Below are 25,096 nucleotides of genomic sequence, written 5' to 3' on the forward strand. Positions count from 1 at the left end.
GCAGTGGAACAGTCGAGACATCAAATCTGACGGAACGTCAGAAACCAAAGGACGGTGAACCCCCTTGGAATTCGGGCTCTTTGTGCAGGGATACGTGCCTGAGGCGCGGTCCAAGGTCGACCCCGAGGCAGAGCACAAGGCGCTGATCGAGGAGACCGAGTACGTCATACAGGCGGACAAGTCCGGCTTCAAGTACGCCTGGGCCTCCGAGCACCACTTCCTGGAGGAGTACTCGCACCTGTCGGCGAACGAGGTGTTCCTCGGGTACCTCGCCCACGCCACCGAGCGCATCCACCTCGGCTCCGGCATCTTCAACCCGCTCGCCCCGGTGAACCACCCGGTCAAGGTGGCCGAGAAGGTCGCCATGCTCGACCACCTCTCCAAGGGCCGCTTCGAGTTCGGCACCGGCCGCGGCGCGGGCAGCCACGAGATCCTCGGCTTCCTGCCGGGCATCGAGGACATGAACGGCACCAAGGAGATCTGGGAGGAGACCATCGCGGAATTCCCCAAGATGTTCCTCCAGGAGGAGTACGAGGGGTTCCAGGGCAAGCACTGGTCGCTCCCGCCGCGGAAGATCTTCCCCAAGCCGTACGGCAAGGCCCACCCGGCCATGTGGTACGCCGCCGGCTCCCCGTCCTCGTACGCGATGGCGGCGAAGAAGGGCCTCGGCGTGCTGGGCTTCAGCGTGCAGAAGGTCTCCGACATGGAGTGGGTCCTCGACCAGTACAAGACGGCCATCCGGGAGGCGAAGGCCATCGGCGCCTTCGTCAACGACAACGTCATGGTCACCTCGACCGCGATCTGCGCCGAGACGCACGACAAGGCCGTCGAGATCGCCGTCAACGCCAACATGAACCGCTTCCAGTCGCTGGTCTTCCGCTACCACGACACCTTCCCGCGGCCCGAGGCGATCCCGCAGTGGCCCGAGACCCTGCCGGAGTACAACGCGGAGATCATCGAGCTGCTGATCGCGGAAGAACTGCTGATCTGCGGCGACCCGTCGGAGGTCCGGGCCCAGTGCAAGCGCTGGGAGCAGGCCGGCGCCGACCAGCTGTCCTTCGGCCTGCCGACCGGTGTCTCGCCCGAGGACACGATGACGACGATCAAGCTGATCGGCGAACACGTGATCCCCCACATCGACACGGACCCGGTCCACCGCACGACCCGCTTCCGCCAGGCCGTCTGATTTTCAGCCCCGCCGGCGTTTGAGGCGCGGGGTGTGGGGCGGAGCCCCACGTGCCCCGGCCGGCCGGCGCGTGTACGGGGACGGCGTCTTCCCGGACCGCCGTCCCGCACGGCCCCGGCCGGGCGGCCACCGGCCGGGGCCACATCCAGCCTCGTCGGCCACCTTCAGCCTCGCCGGCGTGTGAGCCGGGGGCACCTCCCGGCGGAGCCGGGTTTCCCGGGGCTCCGCCCCAGACCCCGCGCCTCAAACGCCGGCGAGGCTCCAAGCGTGAAGGGACGTCATGCTCGACCACCTGATCAAGGGCGCGACCGTCGTGGACGGCACCGGCGCCCCCGCCCGCGTCGCAGACGTGGGGATACGCGACGGCCGGATCGCGGCGATAGCCGCACCCGGCACCGTCACCGAAGCGGCCCGCACCACCGAGGACGCCACCGGCCTCGTCCTCACCCCCGGCTTCGTCGACCCGCACACGCACTACGACGCCCAGCTCTTCTGGGACCCGTACGCCACGCCCTCCATGAACCACGGCGTCACCACCGTCGCCGGCGGCAACTGCGGCTTCACCCTGGCCCCGCTCAACCCCGCCCGCCCCGAGGACGCCGACTACACCCGCCGCATGATGAGCAAGGTCGAGGGCATGGCCCTCAAGGCCCTGGAGGAGGGCGTCGACTGGACCTGGTCCACCTTCGGCGAGTACCTCGACGCCCTGGAGGGCCGGATCGCCGTCAACGCCGGGTTCATGGTCGGCCACTGCGCCCTGCGCCGCCACGTGATGGGTGAGGACGCCGTCGGCGGCCAGCCCACCCCCGAGCAGATGCAGCAGATGCTCGACCTCTTCCACGACGCCATGAACGCCGGCGCCTGGGGCCTGTCCACCACCCAGTCCTCCACCCACTCCGACGGGTCCGGCGCCCCCGTGGCCTCCCGCCACGCCCGGCCCGCCGAGCTGCTCGCGCTGTCGAAGGCGGTCGCCGAACACGAGGGCACCCAGCTGGAGGCGATCGTCGCCGGCTGCCTCGACCAGTTCTCGGACGACGAGATCGACCTGTTCGTGGAGATGAGCGCCGCCGCCGGCCGGCCCCTGAACTGGAACGTCCTCACCATCGACGCCTCCGTCCCCGAGCGGGTCCCGCGCCAGCTGATCCCCAGCGAGCGCGCCCGCAAGGCCGGCGGCCGGATCGTCGCGCTGACGATGCCCATCCTCACCCCCATGAACATGTCGCTGGGGACCTTCTGCGCGCTCAACCTCATCCCCGGCTGGGGCGAGATCCTCGGCCTGCCCGTCCCCGAGCGGATCGCCAAGCTCCGCGACGCCGGCGTACGCGCCGAGATGCTGCGCCGCGCCGACAGCAAGGAGGCCGGAGTCTTCCGGCGCCTCGCCCACTTCGGGCGGTACGTCATAGGGGACACGTACAGCAAGGAGAACGAGGGCCTCTCCGGCCGGGTCGTGAACGACATCGCCGCCGAACGCGGCCAGGACCCCTTCCAGTGCCTGGTGGAGATCTGCGCCAACGACGACCTGCGCACGGTGCTCTGGCCGATGCCCACCGACAACGATCCGGCGAGCTGGGCCCTGCGCCAGGAGACCTGGCAGCACGAGGACGTCATGCTCGGCGGCTCCGACGCCGGCGCGCACCTGGACCGGATGTGCGGGGCCCCGTACACGACCCGTTTCCTCGGCGACTGTCTGCGCGGCCGCAAGCTGGTGCCGCTGGAGCAGGCGGTACGGATGCTCACCGACGACCCGGCCCGGCTGTTCGGGCTGCGCGAACGCGGCCGCCTCGCCGAGGGCTTCCACGCGGACCTGGTCCTCTTCGACCCCGAGCGGATCGAGGCCGGTCCCGCGACCCTGGTCCACGACCTGCCCGGGGACAGCCCGCGGCTGGACGCGCGGGCCATCGGCATCGTCTCGGTACGGGTCAACGGCGTGGAGACCATCCGCGACGACGAGGTGACGGGGGCGATCCCCGGGATCGTGCTCCGGTCGGGCCGGGACACGAGGACGGTGAGCACCCGTTGACCGCACAGAAGCTCTACATCGGCGGCGAGTGGGTGGAGCCCGCGGGCGGCCACTACGAGGTGGTCAACCCGGCGGACGAGTCGGTGGTCGGGCTCGCGCCCGAGGCCTCGCGCCAACAGGTCGAGGAGGCGGCGCGCGCCGCGGCCGAGGCCTTCGGGAGCTGGTCCCGTACGACGCCCGAGGCGCGCGCGGCGATCCTGGACCGGGCCGCGGACATCATGCAGCGGGAGTACGAACCGTGGGCGGTGCTGGCCCGGCAGGAGACGGGCGCACCGACCGGCATCGCGCGCGGCATGCAGGTCGGGGTGGGCGTCACCCGCTTCCGGCGGTACGCGAAGGGGGCCCTCGAACCGGTCGAGCGGGGCCTGCCCCCGCAGGTCACCGAGGCCGGCCCGATGGGGCGGGCGAGCATCCTGGGCGCGCTGGAGGTGCGCCAGCCGGTCGGGGTGGTCACCTGCATCACCTCCTACAACAACCCGTGGGCGAACCCGGCGGGCAAGGTGGCCCCGGCCCTGGCCATGGGCAACACGGTGGTGGTCAAGCCGGCGCCGCAGGACCCGCTGTCGGTGTTCAGGATGGCGGACGCCCTGCACGAGGCCGGGGTGCCGGCGGGCGTGGTGAACGTCGTGGGCGGCCAGGCGGTGGAGGTCGGCGAGGCCGCCGTGGACGCGCCGGACGTGGACATGGTCTCCTTCACCGGTTCCACGGCCGTCGGGCAGCGCATCGCGGAGGTCTGCGGCCGGTCCATGAAGCGGCAGCTGATGGAGCTCGGCGGCAAGGGCGCGGCGATCGTCTTCGAGGACGCGGACCTGGACGCGGCGGTGATGGGCATCGGGACGACCTTCTCCTTCTACTCGGGGCAGATCTGCACGGCCCCGACCCGGGTGATCGCGTACCGGTCCGTCTACGACCGGCTGATCGAGAAGCTGACCGGCTACCTGGCCTTCATGAAGGTCGGCGATCCGGCGGCGGCGGGCACGGTGGTCGGCCCGGTGATCTCGGCGGTGCACCGCGACCGCGTGGAGTCGTACATCGAGCTGGGGAAGAAGGAGGGGGCCCGGATCGCGTACGGCGGCGAGCGCCCGGTGGTGGGGGACGGCCGCGGCTTCTACGTGGCTCCGACCCTGCTGGTCGACTGCACGAACGACATGCGGGTGGTCCGTGAGGAGATCTTCGGCCCGGTGGTCGTGGTGGTCCCCTTCGACGGCGACGAGGAAGAGGCGATCCGGCTCGCCAACGACAGCGACTTCGGGCTGCTGAGTTACGTGTGGTCGGGGGATTCGGCGCGCGCGTTCCGCGTGGCACGGCGGCTGCGCTCGGGCGGCGTCGGGGTCAACACCATCGGCCGCAACATGGAGGCGCCGTTCGGCGGCTTCAAGCGCAGCGGGGTGGGCCGGGACGTGGGCTCGTACGCCCTGCACGCCTACAGCGAGATCCAGTCGATCGTCTGGACGGCGTAGGGGTGTCTTGCCGATCAGGCCGGGCTCGCGGGGCCCGCACGCCGGGGCCCCGCAGCGGGGCCCCGGCGCCAGGTCCGCTACGGGCCCCCGGGCGGCCAGTCGTGGCCGAGGGCCTCGGCGTACTCCTTGCTGCCCCCGCACAGCCGTGCCCAGGTGCGCGGGTTCTGTGCCGCGAGCCGTTCGAGGGCGGCCCGGGCCTGTGATTCCGGCGGTGTGCCGTCGTCCGGGATCCGCCACGCGAACTGCAGCCACGGGTCCCCCTTGGCCGGTACGCCGGGTTCGGCGGCGGGCGCGTAGGTGAAGCAGAGCTCGACGGTCTGCGGATCGTCCCATGCGGTGAAGGTCCAGCCCGCGCGGCAGTCCCACGCGGTGAGCAGTTCGGGGCGTTCCCGAAGCCCGTCGGCGAGGAGCCGGGCGGTGTCGCGGGCGGGCCAGGACCAGCTCCGGTCGTTCTCGGCCCGTTCGACCTCCGCGTCGTACGCGGCGGCGTCGCACCGGTACGGGGGCGGCTGCCGCTTTCCTTCGACGCCCCGCCAGCCGTCCCACACCACTGTGTCGCCGTCCCGGCGGATCGTCACGTAGAGGGCCCCGCAGCAGCCTTCGGTGCAGTAGGCCTCGGCGAGCTGGACCTCCCGGGGTTCGGGACCGGCGCGCAGCCGCCCGGCGTCGAGCAGGTACTCGGGGGAGTTGGAGCCGCCCGAGGCGAACAGGTCGGGAACCAACGGCCTGCCGCCGAGCACGATCCGGGTCTCCACCACGTTGCGCACGGCCGGATCGGAGACGACGACCTCGATCTCGAACGTGCCCGGTGCGGCGGGCGGGATGAACGGCCGGCGTCCGGCGCGGAGCATCCAGCCGGCCCGGTGGCCGCTCGGGTCCTTGCCGGGGCCGATGCCCGCGGCGGCCGCTGCCTCGTCGGGGACGGCCGCCCAGAGCGGTTCGGCCAGCAGCCGGCCCAGGGTGTCGATCAGACCGGCCCGCCGGCCCGGCGGCCACTGCAGAACGGCCCCGGCCCCGCTGCGCAGGTCCTGGGCGAGTGAGAGCAGCAGGGCGTACGAGTCCGTTGACGGGCTGAGCCGGTGGGCGCGGGCGACCACGGCCTCGTACACGGGATGCGCCTGCGCGTAGTCGAGGACCTCCGGCCGGTACTGGTTCGTGTGGGCCATGGCGAGCAGCAGCCGGCACGCCGCCACGGTCAGGGCTGGGTCCTGCGGGTACTCGTCGAGCAATTGGTCCAGCCGGGCCGCTTCGGCGATCCGGCGGGGCCGGCCGGTGGGAGTGGGGCCGCCGGTCAGGACGGCGCGGACCGCCTCGCGGTCCCCGGCCGTCACGGCGTCGCAGAAGGCGTCGGGCCCGGGTGCCTCGGCGGTGACGCGGAGTTCCAGCTCGGCCGCCGCCCGTCGGTCGATCCGGTCGAGGACGGCCACCGCCTCGGAGGAGAACTCCCGCAGCATGCCGAGGGTCCTGACGGTGGGCGTGTCTGCGGAGTTGCCCAGGTTGCACAGCAGGGCCAGTCCGGCGTGGACCGCCGACGGGTGCGTTCCGTTGCGGGTCAGCAGGCGGGCCAGGCGCAGGGGCAGGCGGCGGGCCCGCGCGGTGTACTGGCCCTCGGGGACGATTCCGAGGACGATCCTGTGGATGTGCTTCGGCAGGACGGGGAGTGCGGCCAGACGTGTCTGGGCGGCTTCGGCGGCGTGGACGCTGATCGGGTCGGCCAGGAGCGGGACGATGGCCGCGGTGACCGCGGCCTCGGCGGCGGGCGGGTCGAGCCGGTCGCGCCGGCTCACGGCAGGGAATCCGCCGGGCAGCGGGTATCCCCCGGCCGGGATCCGGCCGTCGGGCTCGATGCCGTGCCGGAAGAGGGCGTAGTCGTACAGGGACGTCGTCCGGGGGGCGAGCGGCTCGCGCTCGTCGCGGACGCTCATCGGGCGGGGTGGGGCTCGATTCCGTAGGTCATGCCGAGAGGGTGCCAGGCGGGGTCAGGACGCGTCCAGCGAAAAAGGGGCCTCGCCGCGGACCCGGCCGTTGATCTGGAGCTGCACCAGGTGTTCGCCGGAGTGGTAGCGGCGGGTGGTGATGGGCTTGAAGGAGTGGCGCTTGGTGCCGCCGAGGGTTTCGCCGGGGGCCAGGGCGCGGGTGACGAGTTTGAACACCTTCGGGGTGCGGGTGCCGTTGGCCTTCGCGTGGTGCACGACGTAGTCGATGACCAACTGGGCCGGGAGCGGGCCGGTGTTGGTGACCGTCCAGTCGAAGACGAGGTACTCGCCGACGGCGATCCGCGGGTCGGCGACGACCGGGCCGCTCACGGTGACGGGCACGTCGGGGGAGTGGCCGAGCAGGGTCAGCGCCTCGGGCCGCCCGGCCTTGACCAGGGTGCGCAGTCCGTGGCGTACGACGCGGTCGGTCGTGGCCTCGGGCTCGGCCAGCCAGCGGCCCGCGGTCTCGACCGCGAGGGCGGGGTGGTCGCGGCTGATGTCGTTGAGGTGGTTGGAGACGGAGCGGCGGACGTATTCGGACCCGTCGCGGTAGAGGGCGTCCAGCACCGGCAGGGCCGGCCGCGGGTCGGCGACGAAGGCGGGCAGCTGCGGGGCCCACGGCAGCCGGGGCCGGGTGCCCTCGCTGGCGAGGCGGCGTACGTGCGGGTCCGGGTCGGCCGTCCACTTCCGTACGACGGCCAGGGCGCGGTCCGGGTCGGCGCGCAGGAAGGGCCGGACGGCGGACTCGGCGGTGAGCCGGGAGGTGAGGTCGTGCAGCAGGTCCAGCCCGGGCTCGAACGCCTCCAGCCCGCGGACGGCGACGGCCTCGTTGACGGGGAAGGTCATCCAGCCCTCGAAGCCGGGCCCGGCGAGGGCGGTGCGTACGACGGCCTCGAAGGCGGGCCATGTGTCGGGGAGGTCGTCGAGCACGGCGTCGCGGACGGCGGCGACGCGGCCGCTGAAGGTCAGCCCGTCGAGTGCGCCGGCGCGGGCGCGCAGGGCCGGCGAGGACCGGCGGCCGCCCGCGCGGGCGAGCAGTCGGGCGAGGGTGGTGACGGTGTCCGCGCTGAGGAGCTCATCGGCCGTGGGCATGGGGCAAGTCTCGCCGATGACGCCCCGGTCCGGGGCCCGGTCCCGGGACGTCGTCGCCGGCGGGCGCCTCGGCTCCTACTCGTCCTTGTAGTAGTCGGTCAGGACGCAGCCCTTCACCAGGGCCGGCTCCTTGCGGTAGCCGCTCGGCGCCTTGAAGCCGGGGTGGCAGTTGAGCATGAGCAGCCCGGCCTGCGGCTGCAGCAGGGCACTCATGGCGTCCGAGCTTTCGGAGCCCATGGCGAAGTCCTGGCCGACGACGATGCCCTGGTTGGGGTTGCCGCCGCCCTTCTGCGCGTCGGTCTCGGCCTTGAAGGCCGTCTGGAAGGCCTTGGGGTCCTTGATCAGGACGATGGTGGTGATGCCCCGCCGGCCGCAGTAGCCGGTCTCGGTGACGGAGAAGGCCGGGCCGAACTCGGCGTCGGGGCCCTCGCTCGGTTTGCCGTCGGCGGGGGTGAGGCTGACCGGGTTGCACGGGGTGTAGCCGTTGATGAAGCGGGCGGCGGCGGCCATGGTGCCCGCCTTGGGCAGCTTCTGGAACGCGGTCCCGTCCTTGGGGGCGTTCCCGTTGACCCCGCCGTTCTTGGTGGGGTTCTCCAGGGTGCCCTCGTGGGGGCCGCCGTCGGTGTCGGCGCCCGTGCCGCCGTCCGCGCCGGAGCCGACCCCGATGACCGGTGCCGCGCCGCTCTCGCCCCCGCCGCAGGCGGTGAGGGTGAGCAGGGCGGCGACGGCCGCGGCCGATGCCATGAGTGATGTGCCGGTGCGCATGAGTGGTTCGTCCCCCGTGTAAATGACCTTGAACGGCGGCGACTCTAGGCCGGTGATCACGGCCACGGCAAACCCGCCCGGATCCCCTGTTACCACTGGTCACCGCAAAGTCACGACGGAAACTTTGAAAATACACAAAACGGACATGGCTGCGGTTTCCGCATGCCGAAAGAGTCTCGGTCGAGCCTGCCGAAGCACGGGCGCACGTCAAAGTGAACCTTGTATTAAGTGCTCGTTAACGGTCCCGGTCTCAGGATTCGAAGGCGTTCGGGGGTGTTGAGTTCCGGACTTCGATCGTCCAGATGTGGAAAACGCACCATCTAACGTCCTGACTCATGACTCAGCTGGACGTTCGGCCTCAGGCCGGAGACACGGTAAGCGGCGTCGCCGAGGGCGACGTTCGCGGCAAGGGCCTCGGCAAGGGGTCCGTCGGACTGGTCGGAAGCGCCGTCATCGGCATCTCGACCGTCGCCCCGGTCTACTGCCTGACCTCGACCCTCGGCTCCACCGCCGGTGAGGTCGGCATGCAGATGCCCGCGATCTTCCTCGCCGGCTTCCTCCCGATGCTCCTGGTCGCCTTCGCCTACCGCGAGCTCAACAAGGCCATGCCGGACTGCGGCACCTCCTTCACCTGGACCGTCAAGGCCTTCGGCCCGCGGATCGGCTGGATGTGCGGCTGGGGCCTGGTGATCGCCACGATCATCGTGCTCTCCAACCTCGCGGGCGTCGCCACCTCGTACTTCTGGCTGCTGGCCGGCGAGATCACGAACAATCCGTCGATCGCCGCCCTGGACGACAACAAGCTCGTCCACATCGTCACCTGCCTCACGCTGATCGCCGTCGCGACCGCCATCAGCTACCGCGGCATGACCGCCACCAAGGGCGTCCAGTACGCCCTGGTCGGCCTCCAGCTCGTCGTGCTCGCCATCTTCGTCGCCATGGCCTTCCAGAAGGCCTCCGCCGGCACCTTCGACACCGGCCTGGACTTCTCCTGGTCCTGGATGAACCCCTTCGCGGTCGAGTCCATGGCGGCCTTCACCGCCGGACTCTCGCTCTCGATCTTCATGTACTGGGGCTGGGACGCCTGCCTGGCCACCAACGAGGAGACCACCGGCTCCACGAAGACCCCGGGCCGCGCCTCGCTGATCGCGATGATCGTCCTGGTCGGCTCCTACCTGGCCACCGGCGTCGCCGCCCAGATGGCCGTCGGCTCCGGCGGCGAGGGCCTCGGCCTCGCCAACGAGGAGACCTCGGGCAACGTCTTCGCCGCCCTCGCCGGCCCCGTCATGGGCCCCGCCCTCGGCATCCTGCTCTTCGTGGCCGTCCTGGCCTCCGCCGCGGCCTCCCTGCAGACCACCTTCATCCCGGTGGCCCGCACGGTCCTCGCCATGTCGACGTACGAGGCCCTGCCGCCCTCCTACGCCAAGGTCCACCCGCGCTTCAAGACCCCGGGCCGCGCCACCGTCATGGCGGGCGTCGCGACCGGCGTCTTCTACACGGTCATGACCCTGGTCAGCGAGAACGTCCTCACCGACACGATCTTCGCGCTCGGCCTGATGATCTGCTTCTACTACTCGCTGACGGCCTTCGCCTGCGTCTGGTACTTCCGCGGCGAGCTGCGCCGCTCCTCCCGCGACCTGTTCTTCAAGGGCGTCTTCCCGATCCTGGGCGGCCTCCTGCTGGCCGCGGTCTTCTTCAAGACCCTCTACGACGCCTGGGACCCGTCCTACGGCTCCGGCTCCACGCTCCCCGGCCTCGACGTCGGCAACGTCTTCGTCATCGGCGTCGGCCTGCTGGCCCTCGGCCTGGTGATCATGTTCGTCACCGAGCGCCGCAGCCCTGCCTTCTTCCGCGGCGAGGTCCTGACGAAGTCCACCCCGGCCCTGGTGGTCGAGGACTGACCGTCCCAGCGCCCCAGCGCCCCACCCGCCGAGTCATGCCCCACGGCCCCGGATCGATTCCCCCGATCCGGGGCCGCGGGCGTTCGCGGGCGTCGGCGGGTATCCGTGGACATCCGCGGACATCCGCGGGCGCCGATCGGCCCGGCAGGGTGACCCGGGGTGCGGCGGGGTCGTTGGACGGGGCATGAACGCCTTGAAGCGCACCCTTGCCGTCCTGGCCGTCTCCGGCGGGGCCCTCGCCCTCGGCTCCGTCGCCGCGCACGCCGACGAGCCCGCCGTCCAGGGGCCCCCGATCGCCCAGCGCGTCGGCGACATCGTCGACCACCCCGGGCACGCCGTGCAGGACACCAAGACCGCGGTGGGCGTGACCGCCCAGGCGGCCGGATCCGCCACGCAGGCCACGGACTCCTCCCTCAAGGGAGCCGGCGCGGCCCTGACCGCCGGCCTCCCCGACACCCCGAAGGTCAAGTGACCTCAGCCCCCTGGACCCGGGAGCACGGGGCCGGGCCCATCGGCGCCCAGGAGGCCGGGCTCCCGGGCGGCGGCGCTCGTTGAGCAGGGCATGATCCTCTGGCTGCTCAACCACCTCAGCACCTTCGTCATCGCCGTCCTCCTGGTCGGCGGCCTCACCGGCCTCGCCGTGGCCGGGAGCGTGGCCGCCCGCCGCCGCTTCCCGCACCTGGCCCGGGGCGAACACAACGAGATGGTCGGGGTCGCGCTCGGCATGTTCGGCGCGATCTACGGCATCATCCTCGCCTTCGTCGTCGTCACCCTGTGGACCCAGCTGGAGAACACCCAGAACATCGTCGCCAGCGAAGCCACCGACCTGGCCCTCGTCGTCCGCAGCGCCGACGCCTTCCCGCCGGCCGACCGCGACCGGGTGCACCGGGCCGTCGGCGCGTACACGCGCGCCGTCGTCGAGGTGCAGTGGCCGCTGATGCGCGACGGGCGGCCGAGCTACGAGGCGACCGGCGCGCAGACGCACGCCCTCTACGAGGCGCTCCTGGCCTACGAGCCGCAGGGCACCCGCGCCGAGACGTTCTACGCCGAAGCGGTCACCCGCCTCAACGACGTCGCGGCCCAGCGCCGGGCCCGCATCACGATGGCCGAGACCTCGCTGCCGGTCCTGCTCCAGGTGCTGGTGTACGGGGGTGCGTTCGTGATCGTCCCGCTCACCTTCCTGTTCGGGCTGCGCAGCCTGAAGATGCAGCTGCTCTTCGTATCGGCCGTGGCCGGGCTGATCGGCTTCAGCCTGCTCCTGGTGGTGGCACTGGACCGTCCCTTCGCGGGGGACCTGAGCGTGACCCCGGAGCCCTACAAGGAGGCGGCTCTGGCCCGGTTCTGGGCCGCCGGCTGAGCGGTCCGCGGACTGTCAAGTCCCGAACTCCAGCGACATGACGCGATCCGCACCCTCGGGCTGACTGGAAGCACGGGCTCACCACCGCGCCCCGCACGCCCCGCCTCCCGAGGAGCATTCCCATGGCCGGCATCCCCACCCGCACCCGGACCCGCATCCGGCGTCTCGTCCAGCCCGTGGTCGTGGCCCTCCTGGCCGCGGCCGCCCTCGCAGCTTTGATCACCGCCCTGGTCCACATGGCCCACGACGCCCCCGCGGCGCCGCGTACCCCGCACTCCACCACCGCCCCGGCGTCCCACGACGACGGCGGCTCCGGTCGCCGCCTGTGGTCGGTGTTCAAGCACCTGTGGACGAGCGTCGGCATGGCCAAGGACTCCCCGCACGTGGGCCACGCGGACCCGCCACCGGACGCCCGAGCGGCGGCCCGGAACGCCGACGGGCGGCGTACGCCGACCGTCGTGTCGGTGTACGCCGCCCAGGGGCGGGACGATGCTGCGGGAGGAGGCCCGCGGGCTCATACCGGTTACTTCGGGTCGCGGTTGAAGGAGGCCGCCGACCAGCGGTAGCCGAGCACCGCCAGGCCGAGGGACCAGGCGACCGCGAGCCAGCCGTTGTAGCCGATCTCGGTGCCGAGGAGCAGGCCGCGCAGGGTCTCGATGGCCGGCGTGAACGGCTGGTACTGGGCGATCGGCTGGAACCAGCCCGGCATCGCCTCGACCGGGGTGAACGCGCTGGAGATGAGCGGCAGCAGGATCAGCGGCATCGCGCTGTTGCTGGCGGCCTCGGCGTTCGGGCTGGCCATGCCCATCCCGACGGCGATCCAGGTGAGCGCCAGGGCGAAGAGCGCGATCAGCCCGAAGGCGGCCAGCCACTCCAGGGCCGTGGCATCGGTGGACCGGAAGCCGATGGCGACGGCGACGGCGCCGACGAGGACCACGCTGGCGAGTGACTGCAGGACGCTGCCGACGACGTGCCCGACGAGCACGGAGCCGCGGTGGATCGCCATGGTGCGGAAGCGGGCGATGATGCCCTCGGACATGTCGGTGGAGACGGACACCGCGGCCCCGATGACGGTGCTGCCGATGGTCATCAGCAGGATGCCGGGGACGACGTACGCGATGTAGTCGGAGCGGTCGGCGCCGCCGCCGCCCATGCCGGCGCTCATCACGTCGCCGAAGATGTAGACGAAGAGCAGCAGCAGCATCACCGGGGTGAGCAGCAGGTTCAGCGTCAGCGACGGGTAGCGCCGGGCGTGCAGGAGGTTGCGGCGCAGCATGGTGGAGCAGTCGCGCACGGCGAGGGAGAGGGAGCTCATCGGACGTTCTCCTTGGACTGGTTGGGGATGGCGGCCGGGCCGGTGAGGGCGAAGAACACGTCGTCGAGGTCGGGGGTGTGCACGGTCAGTTCGTCCGCCTCGATGCCGGCGGCCTCCAGCCGGTCGAGGACCGAGCGCAGGTCGCGCTGGCTGCCGTCGCTGGGGATCTGCAGCGCCAGCGCCTCGTCGTCCCGGGTGACCTCGTGCAGGGCGAGGGCCGCGGACCGGTAGGCGGCCGGGTCGGTGAAGCGGAGGCGGACGTGCCCGCCGGGGATCAGCCGCTTCAGCTCGTCGGCGGTGCCTTCGGCGGCGATCCTGCCGTCGTTGAGGACGGCGATGCGGTCGGCGAGCTGGTCGGCCTCCTCCAGGTACTGGGTGGTGAGGAAGACGGTGACGCCGCCCGTGACGAGTTCGCGGATGATCTGCCACATGTTGTGGCGGCTGCGCGGGTCGAGGCCGGTGGTGGGTTCGTCGAGGAAGATGATCCGCGGGTCGCCGACCAGCGTCATCGCGATGTCGAGACGGCGCTTCATCCCGCCGGAGTAGCTGGCGGCGGGCTTCCTGGCGGCCTCGACCAGGTCGAAGCGCTCCAGCAGTTCGCCGGCCACCCGCCGTCCCTCGCTGCGGGAGAGGTGGTGCAGGTCCGCCATGAGGAGCATGTTCTCCTCGCCGGTGATCAGGCCGTCGACGGCGGAGAACTGGCCGGTGACACCGATCGAGGCGCGCACGGCCTGCGGGTCGGCGGCCAGGTCGTGGCCGTTGATGTGGATGGCTCCGGTGCCCGGGTCCGCGCCGAGGAGGGTGGAGAGGATCTTGACGGCGGTGGTCTTGCCGGCGCCGTTCGGGCCGAGCAGGGAGAAGACCGTGCCGGCGGGGACCGCCAGGTCGATCCCGTCGAGAACGACCTTGTCGCCGTAGGACTTGCGCAGCCCGTTCGCCGCGATGGCCAGGTTGGTCATGAGGAGTGCTCCTTCGGATGCGGTGACTGCGGGTCAGATGCTGCGGGCGGTGATGTCGCCGTAGGAGGTGGTCGCGCGGATGGTGAGGCCGGCGGCGGCGCCGTCGGTGTTGGTGAGGGCGTTGCTGATCCGGCCGTAGGCGGTGCCGGCGTCGAGGGTGGCGGAGATCCCGCGGGCGGCGCCGACGGTGATGTCGCCTGCCTGGGTGGACAGTTCGACGGTGCCGTGCTGGGCCTCGGCGATCTGCAGGTCGCCCTTCTGGGTGGTGATCTGCGCGGGGCCGCCGAGGCGCCCGATGGCGACGTCGCCGGCCATCAGGGTGAGGTGGGCGCTCGCGGTCTCGTCGAGCTTGACCGTGCCCTGGGCGGCCTCGAAGGTGACGTCGCCGAGGCGGCCGACGCCGCGGAACTCGGCGGCCGCGGTCTTCGCCTCGACGCGGGAGCCGGCCGGCAGCTGGACGGTGATCTCGACGGATCCGGGGTGGCCGAGGATCCGGTTCTTCGCCGGTGCGGCGGTGATCCGCAGGACGCCGTCCTTGTACTCGGCGGTGGTCTGCCCGGCGGCCTTCACGTCGCGGCCCTTGGAGGCGTCGGCGGGGAGGATCTCGACGGTGGTGTCGGCCCGGTCGGCGGCGATGAACCGGATGAGCGCGGCGGGGACGTCCAGGACGGCGGCGATCGGGGCGGCGGTGGCGAACTTCTGCATCGTGCTTCTCCTTCGTCAGCGGCTGCGCTCCGTGCGCCCCGCGGTTTCTGATGAACGAAAAGCTACGTTGCGTTCGATGATCTGGCAACAGACTCGTTGCGCTGAAAATACATCTATGCAGGTCAGAGTTGAGATTTCATTGCAATGGTTTCGCGCTTAACGCAACACGCTGCATCGGTCTCGTTGCAATGAAATGGAAGTGAACGCTATAGTGGGGGACACCACGGACCACGAAGGAGACCGCGATGCCGGGAGGCAGGCTCAATCAGCAGGAACGCCAGCAGATCGCGCTGGGGCTGGCCGACGACCTCGCCTACGCGGAGATCGCCAGGCGCCTCGACCGCCCGACCTCGACGATCTCGCGCGAGGTGATGCGCAACGGCGGCCCCAACGCCTACCGGGCCGACCTGGCCCACCGCGCCACCGAACGCCGCGCCCACCGGCGCAGCCAGGCCGCACCCCGGGGACCGGAGGCGATCCCGCAGGCCCACGGACGCGATCCCGAGGCGGTGCGCGAGTTCGAGGACGTGTTCACCGACGTCCTCATCCAGGCGGGCACGCCCAAGATGATGGCCCGGGTGATGTCCTGCCTCTACATCACGGACACGGGCAGCCTCACCGCGTCCGAACTCGTCCAGCGCCTCCAGGTCAGCCCGGCGTCCATCTCCAAGGCGATCACGTTCCTGGAGGGCCAGGGCCTCGTCCGCAGGGAACGCGACGAACGCCGCCGCGAGCGCTACTTCGTCGACGACGACGTCTGGTACCAGGCGACGATCGCCAGCGCCCGCGCCAACGCCCAGATCATAGAAACCGCACGCCAGGGCGTCAGCATCCTCGGCCCCGACACCCCGGCCGCCAACCGCCTGGAGAACATCGCCCGCTTCATGGACTTCGTCTCCGAAGGCATCACCCGCGCCGCGGAACAGGCGCGCGAGGTCCTCCACACGAAGCCGGGCACGCCCGCGGCAACGCCCCCGGGAGACACCCCTTAGGGCCTGTCCTGCCGATCAGGCCGTGCGGCCCGCCGCCGCCTCGATCACCTCGTCCAGCACCTCGCGGGAGCGGAGCAGATCGCCGGTCATCCGGTCGATCCGCTCCCGCTCCGTGGCCGGTTCGGCCACCAGCGCCGGGGTGGCGCGCACCGGCGGGCCGCCGTCCTCGTCCCGCATGCAGGGGCAGGATCTGCGCGATCTTCGCGCTGTGCGGGCCGGCCGGGTGTCCGAGGGCGCCGATCTCGTGGCACTGGGCCGGGGCTTCCTCGCCAACCCCGACTTCGTCGAGCGGCTGCGCACGGGCGCGCCGCTCAACGAGATCCGCCCGGAATTCCCGATGCACGTACAGGGCGCGGAGGGCTACACCGACGACCCGGTCCTCGGCTGAAACGACCTATCGGTTGCGCCAGTTGACGAAGGTCGCCTCGCCCGTCAGCAGGATGCTGATCTTGTCCTGACGAAACGTCGCGTCCGACACCAGCCCCTTCAGGAACGCCGCCATGCCGAGGGGGTGCAACTGCATCTCGGGGTTGGTGTGCCGTCCGCAGACCAGCACCGGCCATCGGTCCGGGTCGGCGTCCGTGGTCACCCAGCAGTAGATGTCCGCCCCCGAGGTCACGGCCCAGGCCACGATGGACTCGGGGTCCACGTCGAAGTCGGCGTCGTCGCGGCACATCTCCCAGGTCTCGCGGGCGCACTCCGTCTCGTCCCGCAAGCCCGGACCGTCCCGGTACGGCCACCCCTCGGCCCGCAGCGCAGGCAGCAGGACGCTGATCCCGTCGCTGATCACCCCCGACCCGTACACCTCCATGAAGCGCACGTAGTCCGAGGGGAACCGGGTCCCCCAGGCCGCCTCGACCTCTGCCCAGTCGATCCGCTCGTCCACCCCATGAGCCACCGGTATCAGCTCGGCAAGTGCCGCCACCGAGTCCAGCCCGTGCATGCGTCCCCCTTCGTCAGGCGTATCCGCAGGTCAGCCTACGAGGGCGAGACGGCCTGCCCCCAGGTGCGGGAGCAGAGCACCAGCCGGTAGCCGTCGGGGTCGGCGACGGTCACTCCCCACTCGTCCCAGTACGGGTTGTGGGCGGCGACTCGGGTCCCGCCGTGCTCGACCAGGCGCTGGACGAGGGCCTCGTCGGGGGCCTCGCCGAGATAGACCACGAACAGGTCGTCGACGGTGGGCGCGGGCAGGATCGGGTTCGAGGCGTCACGGGTGAGCTCGAAGTGCCAGCCGCCCCCGGCCGGTCCGACCATCAGCAGGTCGTGTTCCCCGGCCACGCTCTCGGCGCTCCGCCACTGCACTTGCAGCCCGAGCCCGTCGACGTAGAACCGCTCGGCGGCCGCCAGGTCGAGGGAGGGCCGGGCGACGCGGACATGGGCATGTGAATTGATCATGCCCGTCAGCGTACGAAACCCCGCCGGGGCAAGGGTGGTTCGGCCGCCTGCCGCACGGCCGACCCGTCGGCCGAGGGCCCCGTGTGGCGGGCCCCGGCCGACGTGTGCCGGGCGTCAGGCGCCCAGGTGGTGAGCCTTGGCCCACTCCTTCTCGCCCTCGGCCTCGCAGTTGGCGGCGTACAGGGGGCCGATCTTCGCCGGGATGCCCGCGAAGGAGGAGCAGTTGGACGCGAAGGCCTTGTGGCCGGCGGAGAAGTAATCGATGTCGACACCGTCGTTGGCCAGGGCCGCGCCGGCGCCGCCCAGCAGGATGCCGGCAGCCAGGACAGACGCCGTCAGGGCAGAGCGAATACGCATGACACTCTCCTAAGAAGTTCGGTCGACGCGCCGGACAGACGGCACGCGACCGGCTCAACATCACGGAGAGTTCACGGGAAACGGTGTTTCACCCCAATGGCGGTCACCCTCTGTCATTCGGGCGTGCCGCGTCAGGAGCCCGCCGTGACCCCGGCCAGGAAGCCCCCCAACTCGCGGCCGCGACGGCCGGCTCGGGGCCGGCCGTCACCTTGGAGTCCCGGACGTGGACGACACGCGTGCTCATCGGTTTCCAGGAGTTGGAAGGCGATGGGCCGCACTTCGCCCTCGCCGTCCCGCCCGGGGAGCACCCGCTCGACGAGGCGCGGGCCGAGATGGCGCGAGGTACGGAGACCACGGCGGTCCGGGTGCGCCTTGGCGAGGCCCCCGCCGTGTCCTGGGAGATGGCCCTCAGGCCGGGCGACGACACCCGGCTGCTGCGCGCGGGCGAGGCGTACGGCTTCGCGCTGGGCTCGGACGGAGGTCATCCCGTCTGGGTGGGCGGGTCCGCCGACGGGGACGTGGTCGCCGTCGTGGTGCTGGTGGACGGGATGCCCGCACTCGCGGCGCCCTGAGCCGCCGGGCCGCCGTTCAGGGGCGCCAGCGCGGCGCCTCGTCGTCCGGGGTGCCGGGGCTGGCGAAGTGGAACGGCACGCCGAGGTGGTCGGCCAGGGCGGTGCCCGCGCGGGTGGCGGCCGCCGCCGAGGGGTGGAGGCCGCCGGTGTCGGCGCCGTCCAGGGCGCGTTCCGCCGCGCCCCAGTAGATCGTGGCGAGGCACTTCTGCGCGCTCTGCCCGCGCTGCCCGTTGTGCCCGGCCGGTTCGTCCAGGATGGCCAGCAGGTTCACGAACCAGTCGTGGACGGTGTCCCCGTCCCAGATCGCCTCGATCGCCACCACCCGGCCCGGGATGCCGTGGGCGAGGGTGGCGAGCGAGTCCAGGTCGATCGGATCGTCGGGGGTGCGGGCCACCCGGTCGCCGAAGTGCACGTAGCGCAGGTGGACGATCTCCTGGGCCTCCCGCAGGCCGATGCCCTGGACGCGGCCGGCCTCCCACACCAGCTTGACCGCCTGCATGAGGCCGTCCTGGAGGACGTATCCGTCGACCTGGGTGCGGATGCCCGCCGGGAGAGCCGTCCAATGGTTCTCGATGTCCCGGTCCACGCCGTCCGCCCCTCGGTTCGTCATGGCGTCATGATCGGCAGGGCGGCGGCGCGCCGTCGAGGGGTTTTCGGGACCGGCCGGCCCCGGCCCCCGGCCCCGTCAGAGGTACTGGGCGAACTCGTCCAGGGTGCGCAGGACTTCCGGCTTCGCGGCCGAGGGGAGCTGCAGGACGACCTCCTCGATGCCGAGGTCGGCGTAGTGGCTCAGCTTGCCGGGGGTGGGCCGGACGGCGTACGGGACCACGCGCAGGGCCTTCGGGTCGCGCCCGGCCGTCTCCCAGATCTGGCGCAGCACCGGGAGGGATTCGCCGAGGCCGCCGCCGCCGATGGGGAGCCAGCCGTCGGCGTGGTCGGCGATGGCGGCGAAGAGCTTGGGGCCGGCCGCGCCGCCGATCAGGGTGCGCGGGCCGTACAGGGGCACGCCGGGGCCGAGTTCACGCGGGGCCTGCACGGGCTTCGGGTAGGCGGTGCTGGCCTGGACGGAGCAGTACTGGCCGACGTACGCGGTGGGCTCGGGGGACCACAGGGCGCGCATCAGCGCCATCCGGTCGCGGACCAGGTCGCGGCGGGTGCGCCACTCGACGCCGTGGTCGGCGGCCTCCTCGGCGTTCCAGCCGTAGCCGATGCCGAGGGTGAAACGGCCGTGGGAGAGGTGGTCCAGGGTGGCGACCTGCTTGGCGAGGTCGATCGGATCGTGCTGGGCGACCAGGGTGATGCCGGTGCCGAGGTGGAGCCGTTCGGTGACGGCGGCGGCCTGGCCGAGGGCGACGAAGGGGTCGAGGGTGCGCCCGTACATCTCGGGGAGTTCGCCGCCCATGGGGGCTGCGGTCTCGCGGCTGACCGGGATGTGGGTGTGCTCCGGGAGGTAGAGGCCGGAGAAGCCGCGCTCTTCGAGGCTGTGGGCCAGCCGGACGGGGGAGATGGTGCGGTCGGTGAGGAAGATGGTCGTGGCGATCCGCATGTGTTCTGGCACCTCCGAGACGTGGGACCCGCCACGGTACGGGCTGGGCCCGCGAATGTTGAGGGGGCGTCAGGTTCCGGGGGTGCGGTTCAGCCGCGCGGGTAGCGGGCCAGCCAGCCCGGGGCGGAGGCGGTGGGGCTGTGCAGGCTCGGGCCCTGGGTCATCTCCAGGGCGAAGTCGTCGGCGAGTTCCAGCAGCGCGGCGCGGCCTTCGAGCTCGGCGAGCCAGGCGGCCGGGAGGGCCGTCTCGCCGTGCAGGGCGCCGAGCAGGGCCCCGCACAGGGCGCCGGCGGCGATGGAGTCGCCCCCGTGGTTGACGGCGAGGCGCAGGCCCTGCGCGACGTCCTCGGCGACCAGGGCGCAGTAGACGGCGGCGGCGAGGGCGTCGGTGGCGTCGGTCCCGTCTCCCGCCTCGTCGGGGGCGAGGGCCGCGACGGCCTCGGGGCCGGGCGAGCCCTGGGTGACGGCGGCCAGGGCGCGCTGGAGGGCGTCCGTGACGGGCTGGTGCCCGGGGCGGGCGCCGAGGAGGCCGAGGGCGCGCTGGACGGCGGAGTCGAGGGAGTCGCCGCGGATCAGGCCGTGGACGATGACGGCCACGGCTCCGGCGGAGAGGGTGGCGGTGGGGTGGCCGTGGCTCTGCGCGGCGCATTCGACGGACAGCTGGAGGACGAGGGCGGGCTCCCAGCCGACCAGCAGCCCGAAGGGCGCCGAGCGGCAGGCGGCGGCCGCGTCACGGGCGGCCGGGTTCTTCGGCTGGTCGAGGGTGCCGAGGGCGTCGTCGGCGAAGCCGCTCAGGCAGGCGCGGTGCGGGGCGCGGCGGGCGTAGAGCCATTCCTCCTGCGCGAGCCAGCCGTTGTCCTTGCGGCGCTCGTCGGGGCCCCAGTCGTGCTGGGTGGCGGCCCAGCGCAGGTACGCGCGGTGGAGGTCGGTGGGCGGGTGCCAGGCGCCGGTGTCGCGGCGTACGTGGGCCCGGATCAGCCCGTCCACGGTGAAGAGGGTGAGCTGGGTGGCGGCGGTGACCCGGCCGCGGCGCCCGAGGGCGGGGGCCGGACCGGTCAGGCCGTCCGGGCCGTGGGCCTCGCGGAGGGCGGCGAGGGAGAGGCCGGCGGCGGGTGCGCCGAGGGCGTCGCCGAGGGCGGAGCCGAGGAGGGTGCCGCGGACGCGGCTGCGGAAGTCCTGCTGCTCGACGCGGCCCCAGAGGCCGGTGGAGATGCCGCGGCCGAGCGTACGGTTCGCCCCGGCGGGGGCCGGTCCCGCGCCGCCGCGGACGGGGCCGGGGGCGGACGCGGCCGGGGCGGTGGGGGCGGGGGCGTGCAGGGAGATGGCAGGGGTGCCGGCGGCCGGGTTCTCGCCCGGGCCGGGGACGGCTGTCGCACCGATGCCGGCGGTGGTGGTGGTGGCGGCGGGGCCGTGGCCGCCCGGGACCCGGCCGGGATCCGTCGCGGAGCCCGTGTCGTTCGTAGCGTTCACTGCGTCCATCCCCGGCACCGCGCCCCCCGCTGACCAGTCCACTCGATGCCCGGCACCCCTGCCCGTACCCGCCGCGCACGCGAACCCGCACTGTAGTGGACAGGACCGATCGAATCCGGAAGCGGTCGGCCGCTAGGCGCGTAAGTGAGCGTAGATCGGCCAGAATCCGAACACTTCCGGCCGCGACCCGGCAGGTGGCACGTTTTGCCAGTTGCCTTCGAGCCGGTCGTTTTCGGTCACGCCTCGTTCATCGGACGTTCTCCGCGGCCGCCCAGCCTCGGAGCCATGAAGAAGGCTCTCCTCGCCGCGACCGCCGTCGCCTCCGCAGTCGCCGCCTCCCTGGTCGCGGCCCCGCTCGCCTCCGCCACCGGCTGGGACCGGCACGACCGGTCCGCCGTCCCGTTCACCGAAGCCACCGTCACCGCCGGAGCCGACGGCTCCTTCACCCTCCAGTGGAAGGCCCGCGGCACCGACCGGGTCGAGATCAAGGCGAACGGCAAGGTCGTCGCGAAGGGCGGGTCCCAGGGCCGCGCCGTGGTCACGGGCCTGCCCGCCGCCGACCGCCAGTGGTTCGACTTCAAGCCCGGCCGCGGCCAGGGCCTGCGCCTCGCCGACCGCCTGATCAAGCTGGACGGCACCGCCAACTTCCGCGACGCCGGCGGCTACCGCACCAGCACCGGCCAGTGGGTCAAGATGGGCGAGGTCTACCGCTCCGACGCCCTCAACAAGCTGACCGGGAACGACCTGGCCAAGCTCCAGCGCCTGCGCGTCAGGACGGTCTTCGACCTCCGCATGGAGGACGAGCGCACCAAGGACGCCGACAAGGTGCCCACGGGCGCCACCTACGTCGTCGCCGACGTCTTCGCGGGCTCCGGCTCCTTCCAGACGATGCCCCGCACCCCCGACGAGGCTGTCAAGGCCATGGTCGACGCGGAGCGGGCCATGGTCTCCGGCGCCGGCGGCAAGAAGGCGTACACCCAGGTCTTCGAAGGCATCGAGCGCGACCGCAGCCGCTCCGTCCTCTTCCACTGCACGGCCGGCAAGGACCGCACCGGCTGGGCGGGCGCCGCCCTGCTGACCGCCCTCGGCGTGCCCCGCGAGACCGTCGAGGCCGACTACCTGGCCAGCAACGACTACCGCAAGGCCGCCAACGACGCGATCCTCTCCCACCTGCCCGCCCAGCAGGCCGCCGTCTACAAGCCGCTGCTCGACGTGCGCCCCGAGTACCTGAACGCGGGCTACGACGAGGTCAAGGTGAAGTACGGCTCCTTCGACCGCTACCTCAAGGACGGGCTCGGCATCGACGCCCGCGAGCTGAAGGAGCTGAAGAAGGACCTCCTGGTCGGCTGATCCGGTACTGCCGGCGAGGGAAGGGGATCACCGGCCGGGTGGCCGGGATCCCCTTCCCCGGTGAGTCCGTGGTGCTTGCGTGGCACTCAGTCCAGTACGGGCAGCAGCTCGGGCAGGTGCCCGTCCGAGGCGCGGGCCGCCTCCTGCCGCTCCTGCGGAACCTCCCCGTACAGCGTCGTACGGGCCTTCGCGGGCCGTCCGGCCGCCTCGGCCACGGCGATCAGGTCCTGCACCGACTTGTACGAGCCGTAACTCGACCCGGCCATGCGCGAGATGGTCTCCTCCATCAGCGTCCCGCCCAGGTCGTTCGCCCCGGACCGGAGCATCTCGGCCGCGCCGTCCGCCCCCAGCTTCACCCAACTCGTCTGGATGTTGGGGATGTGCGGGTGCAGCAGGATCCGGGCCATCGCCGTCACCGCGCGGTTGTCGCGGACCGTCGGACCCGGCCGCGCGATGCCCGCCAGGTACACCGGCGCGTTGGTGTGGATGAAGGGGAGCGTGACGAACTCCGTGAAACCACCGGTCTGCTGTTGGATGCGCGACAGCGTGCGGAAGTGGCCGAGCCAGTGCCGCGGCTGGTCCACGTGCCCGTACATCATCGTGGACGAGGAGCGGATCCCGAGCTCGTGCGCGGTGGTGATGACGTCGATCCAGTCCGCCGTCGGCAGCTTGCCCTTGGTCAGCACCCAGCGGACCTCGTCGTCCAGGATCTCCGCCGCCGTACCCGGGATCGAGTCCAGGCCCGCCTCCTTGGCCGCCGTCAGCCAGTCCCGTACGGACATCCCCGTGCGGGTCGCCCCGTTGACCACCTCCATCGGCGAGAAGGCGTGCACGTGCATGCCGGGGACCCGCTGCTTCACCGCGCGCGCGATGTCGAAGTAGGCCGTCCCGGGCAGGTCCGGGTGGATGCCGCCCTGCATGCACACCTCGACCGCGCCCACGTCCCAGGCCTGGGCGGCCCGGTCGGCGACCTGGTCGAGGGAGAGGGTGTAGGCGTCGGCGTCCGTGCGGCGCTGGGCGAAGGCGCAGAAGCGGCAGCCGGTGTAGCAGACGTTGGTGAAGTTGATGTTCCGCGTGACGATGTAGGTGACCTCGTCGCCCACGACCGACCTGCGCAGGTCGTCGGCGATGCGGCACAGCGCGTCCAGGGCCGGGCCGTCCGCGTGCAGCAGCGCCAGCGCCTGCGCGTCCGTCAGCTTCGTCGGATCGTCGGCGGCCTGCGCGAGCGCGCCCCGTACGTCGGTGTCGATGCGCTCGGCCACCATCCCGGGCGCGGCCGCCTCCCGCAGCGCCTCCCAGTCCCCGTACACGTCGTCGAAGTCGTCGCGCCGGTCGCCGGTGCGGCCCTCGGTGTCGATGGTGGCGTGCAGGTCCGTGCGCCCGTACGCGGTGAAGCCCTCGTCCGGCTCCTGCCACGGCCGGCCCTCGACGGGCGCGCCCTCGTCGGCCAGCCCGGTCTGCGGATCGGCCAGCGCCCGTACGTGCGGCAGCAGCCGGGGGTCCAGCCAGGGCTCGCCGCGCTGCAGGAACTCCGGATAGATGGTGAGGCGTTCGCGCAGCTCGAAGCCGGCGGCGGCGGTCCGCCCGGCCAGCTCCTCGATGTGCGGCCAGGGACGCTCGGGGTTGACGTGGTCGGGGGTCAGCGGCGAGACCCCGCCCCAGTCGTCGATGCCCGCGCCGATGAGCAGCGCGTACTCGGCGTCCACCAGGTTCGGCGGGGCCTGGATGCGTGCGCTCGGGCCCAGGATGTGCCGGGCGACGGCGATGGCGGCGGCCAGCTCCTCCAGCTCCGCGTCCGGCATGCCGCGCATGGCGGTGTCCGGCTTGGCACGGAAGTTCTGGACGATGACCTCCTGGATGCCGTGGTAGCTGCGCTGGATCCGCCGGAGCTCGAAGAAGGCGTCCGCCCGCTCCTCGTAGGACTCGCCGATGCCGATGAGCACACCGGTGGTGAAGGGGACGTTGGAGCGGCCCGCGTCCTCCAGCACCCGCAGCCGTACGGCCGGGTCCTTGTCGGGGGAGCCGTGGTGGGGGCCGCCCGGCTCGGACCACAGGCGGGTGGCGGTGGTCTCCAGCATCATGCCCATGCTGGGCGCGACCGGCTTGAGCCGCTGGAGGTCGGACCAGGACAGGACGCCGGGGTTGAGGTGCGGCAGCAGGCCGGTCTCCTCCAGGACCCGGATCGCCATGGCGCGTACATAGGCGAGGGTGTCGTCGTAGCCGTGCGCGTCGAGCCACTCGCGGGCCTCGGGCCAGCGGTCTTCGGGGCGGTCGCCGAGGGTGAAGAGCGCTTCCTTGCAGCCCATCGCCGCGCCCTGGCGGGCGATGTCGAGGACCTCGTCGGGCGAGAGGTACATCCCGTGGCCGCTCTTGCGCAGCTTTCCGGGGACGGTGACGAAGGTGCAGTAGTGGCACCTGTCGCGGCAGAGGCGGGTGAGGGGGATGAAGACCTTGCGGGAGTAGGTGATGACACCGGGGCGCCCGGCGGCGGCGAGCCCGGCGTCCCTCACCCGTGCGGCGGAGGCGGCGAGGTCCCTCAGGTCCTCGCCGCGCGCCTGGAGGAGTACGGCCGCCTCGGTCGCGTCGAGCGCGACGCCGTCGCGGGCCCGCCGGAGCGCGCGGCGCATCGCGTTTTCGGTCGGAGCGTCACTCGGAGTGGTCATGGGCCGAGCATACGAT

The 25,096-nt window shown here is 72.3% G+C and carries 24 protein-coding genes and 1 pseudogene; 11 read left to right on the forward strand and 14 right to left on the reverse strand.

Annotated features, from left to right (window positions below; genetic code table 11):
- The first annotated feature begins 64 nt into the window (after window positions 1-64).
- The 3 genes from ACFY0D_RS24565 to ACFY0D_RS24575 all read left to right on the forward strand — a co-directional run bounded on the left by ACFY0D_RS24565 (window position 65) and on the right by ACFY0D_RS24575 (window position 4,666).
- Window positions 65-1,186, forward strand: a complete 1,122-nt coding sequence (locus ACFY0D_RS24565) for an LLM class flavin-dependent oxidoreductase (protein ID WP_052872699.1) — start codon at window positions 65-67, stop codon at window positions 1,184-1,186.
- Window positions 1,187-1,466: 280 nt separating this feature from the next.
- On the forward strand, window positions 1,467-3,206 hold the full coding sequence (locus ACFY0D_RS24570) for an amidohydrolase family protein (protein ID WP_390800216.1): 1,740 nt from the start codon (window positions 1,467-1,469) through the stop codon (window positions 3,204-3,206).
- On the forward strand, window positions 3,203-4,666 hold the full coding sequence (locus ACFY0D_RS24575; RefSeq protein WP_390800217.1) for an aldehyde dehydrogenase family protein: 1,464 nt from the start codon (window positions 3,203-3,205) through the stop codon (window positions 4,664-4,666). Before ACFY0D_RS24570 ends, ACFY0D_RS24575 begins: the two co-directional genes overlap by 4 nt.
- Window positions 4,667-4,743: 77 nt before the next feature.
- Here the strand turns inward: ACFY0D_RS24575 and ACFY0D_RS24580 are convergent, their stop codons facing one another.
- The 3 genes from ACFY0D_RS24580 to ACFY0D_RS24590 form a co-directional block, all read right to left on the reverse strand.
- Complete coding sequence (locus tag ACFY0D_RS24580; RefSeq protein WP_390800218.1) at window positions 4,744-6,591, reverse strand: hypothetical protein; 1,848 nt, start codon at window positions 6,589-6,591, stop codon at window positions 4,744-4,746.
- Window positions 6,592-6,645: 54 nt separating this feature from the next.
- Complete coding sequence (locus tag ACFY0D_RS24585; protein WP_390800219.1) at window positions 6,646-7,734, reverse strand: DNA alkylation repair protein; 1,089 nt, start codon at window positions 7,732-7,734, stop codon at window positions 6,646-6,648.
- Between the two features lie 75 nt (window positions 7,735-7,809).
- Window positions 7,810-8,499, reverse strand: coding sequence for a hypothetical protein (locus ACFY0D_RS24590; protein WP_390800220.1), 690 nt, complete (start codon window positions 8,497-8,499; stop codon window positions 7,810-7,812).
- Between the two features lie 335 nt (window positions 8,500-8,834).
- Here ACFY0D_RS24590 and ACFY0D_RS24595 point away from each other — a divergent pair, with 335 nt between their 5' ends.
- The 4 genes from ACFY0D_RS24595 to ACFY0D_RS24610 all read left to right on the forward strand — a co-directional run bounded on the left by ACFY0D_RS24595 (window position 8,835) and on the right by ACFY0D_RS24610 (window position 12,323).
- Window positions 8,835-10,400 (forward strand): APC family permease, encoded by a 1,566-nt coding sequence (locus ACFY0D_RS24595; protein ID WP_390800221.1) that lies wholly within the window; start codon window positions 8,835-8,837, stop codon window positions 10,398-10,400.
- 184 nt (window positions 10,401-10,584) lie between these two features.
- The gene (locus ACFY0D_RS24600; protein WP_390800222.1) at window positions 10,585-10,872 is read left to right on the forward strand and encodes a hypothetical protein; all 288 of its coding nucleotides are present in this window, start codon (window positions 10,585-10,587) and stop codon (window positions 10,870-10,872) included.
- A gap of 90 nt (window positions 10,873-10,962) precedes the next feature.
- Window positions 10,963-11,757: a DUF4239 domain-containing protein gene (locus tag ACFY0D_RS24605; RefSeq protein WP_390800223.1), complete on the forward strand. Its 795-nt coding sequence runs from the start codon at window positions 10,963-10,965 to the stop codon at window positions 11,755-11,757.
- A gap of 122 nt (window positions 11,758-11,879) precedes the next feature.
- Window positions 11,880-12,323 (forward strand): hypothetical protein, encoded by a 444-nt coding sequence (locus ACFY0D_RS24610; protein ID WP_390800224.1) that lies wholly within the window; start codon window positions 11,880-11,882, stop codon window positions 12,321-12,323.
- Here the strand turns inward: ACFY0D_RS24610 and ACFY0D_RS24615 are convergent.
- The 3 genes from ACFY0D_RS24615 to ACFY0D_RS24625 are packed head-to-tail and all read right to left on the reverse strand — an operon-like array spanning window position 12,281 to window position 14,736.
- Window positions 12,281-13,072 (reverse strand): ABC transporter permease, encoded by a 792-nt coding sequence (locus ACFY0D_RS24615; RefSeq protein WP_382548564.1) that lies wholly within the window; start codon window positions 13,070-13,072, stop codon window positions 12,281-12,283. The two genes, ACFY0D_RS24610 and ACFY0D_RS24615, sit on opposite strands and share 43 nt — an antisense overlap.
- Complete coding sequence (locus tag ACFY0D_RS24620; protein WP_390800225.1) at window positions 13,069-14,031, reverse strand: ATP-binding cassette domain-containing protein; 963 nt, start codon at window positions 14,029-14,031, stop codon at window positions 13,069-13,071. The genes ACFY0D_RS24615 and ACFY0D_RS24620 overlap by 4 nt, the downstream gene beginning before the upstream one ends.
- 33 nt (window positions 14,032-14,064) lie before the next feature.
- The gene (locus ACFY0D_RS24625; RefSeq protein WP_390800226.1) at window positions 14,065-14,736 is read right to left on the reverse strand and encodes a DUF4097 family beta strand repeat-containing protein; all 672 of its coding nucleotides are present in this window, start codon (window positions 14,734-14,736) and stop codon (window positions 14,065-14,067) included.
- Between the two features lie 245 nt (window positions 14,737-14,981).
- On the opposite strand from ACFY0D_RS24625, the gene ACFY0D_RS24630 reads away from it, so the two are divergent.
- Window positions 14,982-15,728, forward strand: coding sequence for a helix-turn-helix domain-containing protein (locus ACFY0D_RS24630; protein ID WP_390800227.1), 747 nt, complete (start codon window positions 14,982-14,984; stop codon window positions 15,726-15,728).
- A 15-nt stretch (window positions 15,729-15,743) separates the two neighbouring features.
- Here the strand turns inward: ACFY0D_RS24630 and ACFY0D_RS24635 are convergent, their stop codons facing one another.
- Complete coding sequence (locus ACFY0D_RS24635; RefSeq protein WP_390800228.1) at window positions 15,744-15,905, reverse strand: hypothetical protein; 162 nt, start codon at window positions 15,903-15,905, stop codon at window positions 15,744-15,746.
- Window positions 15,906-15,951: 46 nt separating this feature from the next.
- Here ACFY0D_RS24635 and ACFY0D_RS24640 point away from each other — a divergent pair.
- Window positions 15,952-16,116: pseudogene (locus tag ACFY0D_RS24640) on the forward strand (alkene reductase); the annotation flags it as partial.
- A 6-nt stretch (window positions 16,117-16,122) separates the two neighbouring features.
- On the opposite strand, the gene ACFY0D_RS24645 reads toward ACFY0D_RS24640, so the two are convergent.
- The 3 genes from ACFY0D_RS24645 to ACFY0D_RS24655 form a co-directional block, all read right to left on the reverse strand.
- Window positions 16,123-16,671, reverse strand: a complete 549-nt coding sequence (locus ACFY0D_RS24645; protein ID WP_390800229.1) for an SMI1/KNR4 family protein — start codon at window positions 16,669-16,671, stop codon at window positions 16,123-16,125.
- A gap of 35 nt (window positions 16,672-16,706) precedes the next feature.
- Window positions 16,707-17,123 carry a VOC family protein gene (locus ACFY0D_RS24650; protein ID WP_390800230.1) on the reverse strand — a complete coding sequence of 139 codons (417 nt, stop codon included), beginning with the start codon at window positions 17,121-17,123 and terminating at the stop codon, window positions 16,707-16,709.
- A 114-nt stretch (window positions 17,124-17,237) separates the two neighbouring features.
- Window positions 17,238-17,480 carry a hypothetical protein gene (locus ACFY0D_RS24655; RefSeq protein WP_351150019.1) on the reverse strand — a complete coding sequence of 81 codons (243 nt, stop codon included), beginning with the start codon at window positions 17,478-17,480 and terminating at the stop codon, window positions 17,238-17,240.
- A 236-nt stretch (window positions 17,481-17,716) separates the two neighbouring features.
- Here ACFY0D_RS24655 and ACFY0D_RS24660 point away from each other — a divergent pair, with 236 nt between their 5' ends.
- A complete protein-coding gene (locus ACFY0D_RS24660; protein ID WP_390800231.1) occupies window positions 17,717-18,052 on the forward strand; it encodes a DUF4241 domain-containing protein in 336 nt (111 codons plus the stop codon).
- Window positions 18,053-18,068: 16 nt separating this feature from the next.
- On the opposite strand, the gene ACFY0D_RS24665 is transcribed toward ACFY0D_RS24660, so the two are convergent.
- The 3 genes from ACFY0D_RS24665 to ACFY0D_RS24675 form a co-directional block, all read right to left on the reverse strand.
- Window positions 18,069-18,662 (reverse strand): hypothetical protein, encoded by a 594-nt coding sequence (locus tag ACFY0D_RS24665; RefSeq protein WP_390800232.1) that lies wholly within the window; start codon window positions 18,660-18,662, stop codon window positions 18,069-18,071.
- Window positions 18,663-18,737: 75 nt separating this feature from the next.
- Window positions 18,738-19,598, reverse strand: a complete 861-nt coding sequence (locus tag ACFY0D_RS24670) for a TIGR03619 family F420-dependent LLM class oxidoreductase (protein ID WP_390800233.1) — start codon at window positions 19,596-19,598, stop codon at window positions 18,738-18,740.
- 89 nt (window positions 19,599-19,687) lie between these two features.
- A complete protein-coding gene (locus ACFY0D_RS24675) occupies window positions 19,688-20,809 on the reverse strand; it encodes an ADP-ribosylglycohydrolase family protein (RefSeq protein WP_390800258.1) in 1,122 nt (373 codons plus the stop codon).
- Between the two features lie 543 nt (window positions 20,810-21,352).
- Here ACFY0D_RS24675 and ACFY0D_RS24680 point away from each other — a divergent pair.
- Window positions 21,353-22,417: a tyrosine-protein phosphatase gene (locus tag ACFY0D_RS24680; protein ID WP_390800234.1), complete on the forward strand. Its 1,065-nt coding sequence runs from the start codon at window positions 21,353-21,355 to the stop codon at window positions 22,415-22,417.
- Between the two features lie 86 nt (window positions 22,418-22,503).
- Here the strand turns inward: ACFY0D_RS24680 and ACFY0D_RS24685 are convergent, their stop codons facing one another.
- Window positions 22,504-25,080, reverse strand: a complete 2,577-nt coding sequence (locus ACFY0D_RS24685; protein ID WP_390800235.1) for a bifunctional FO biosynthesis protein CofGH — start codon at window positions 25,078-25,080, stop codon at window positions 22,504-22,506.
- Window positions 25,081-25,096 lie beyond the last annotated feature (16 nt).

The organism is Streptomyces sp. NPDC001502 (assembly GCF_042894785.1).
Classification (GTDB): Bacteria; Actinomycetota; Actinomycetes; order Streptomycetales; family Streptomycetaceae; genus Streptomyces; species Streptomyces kutzneri.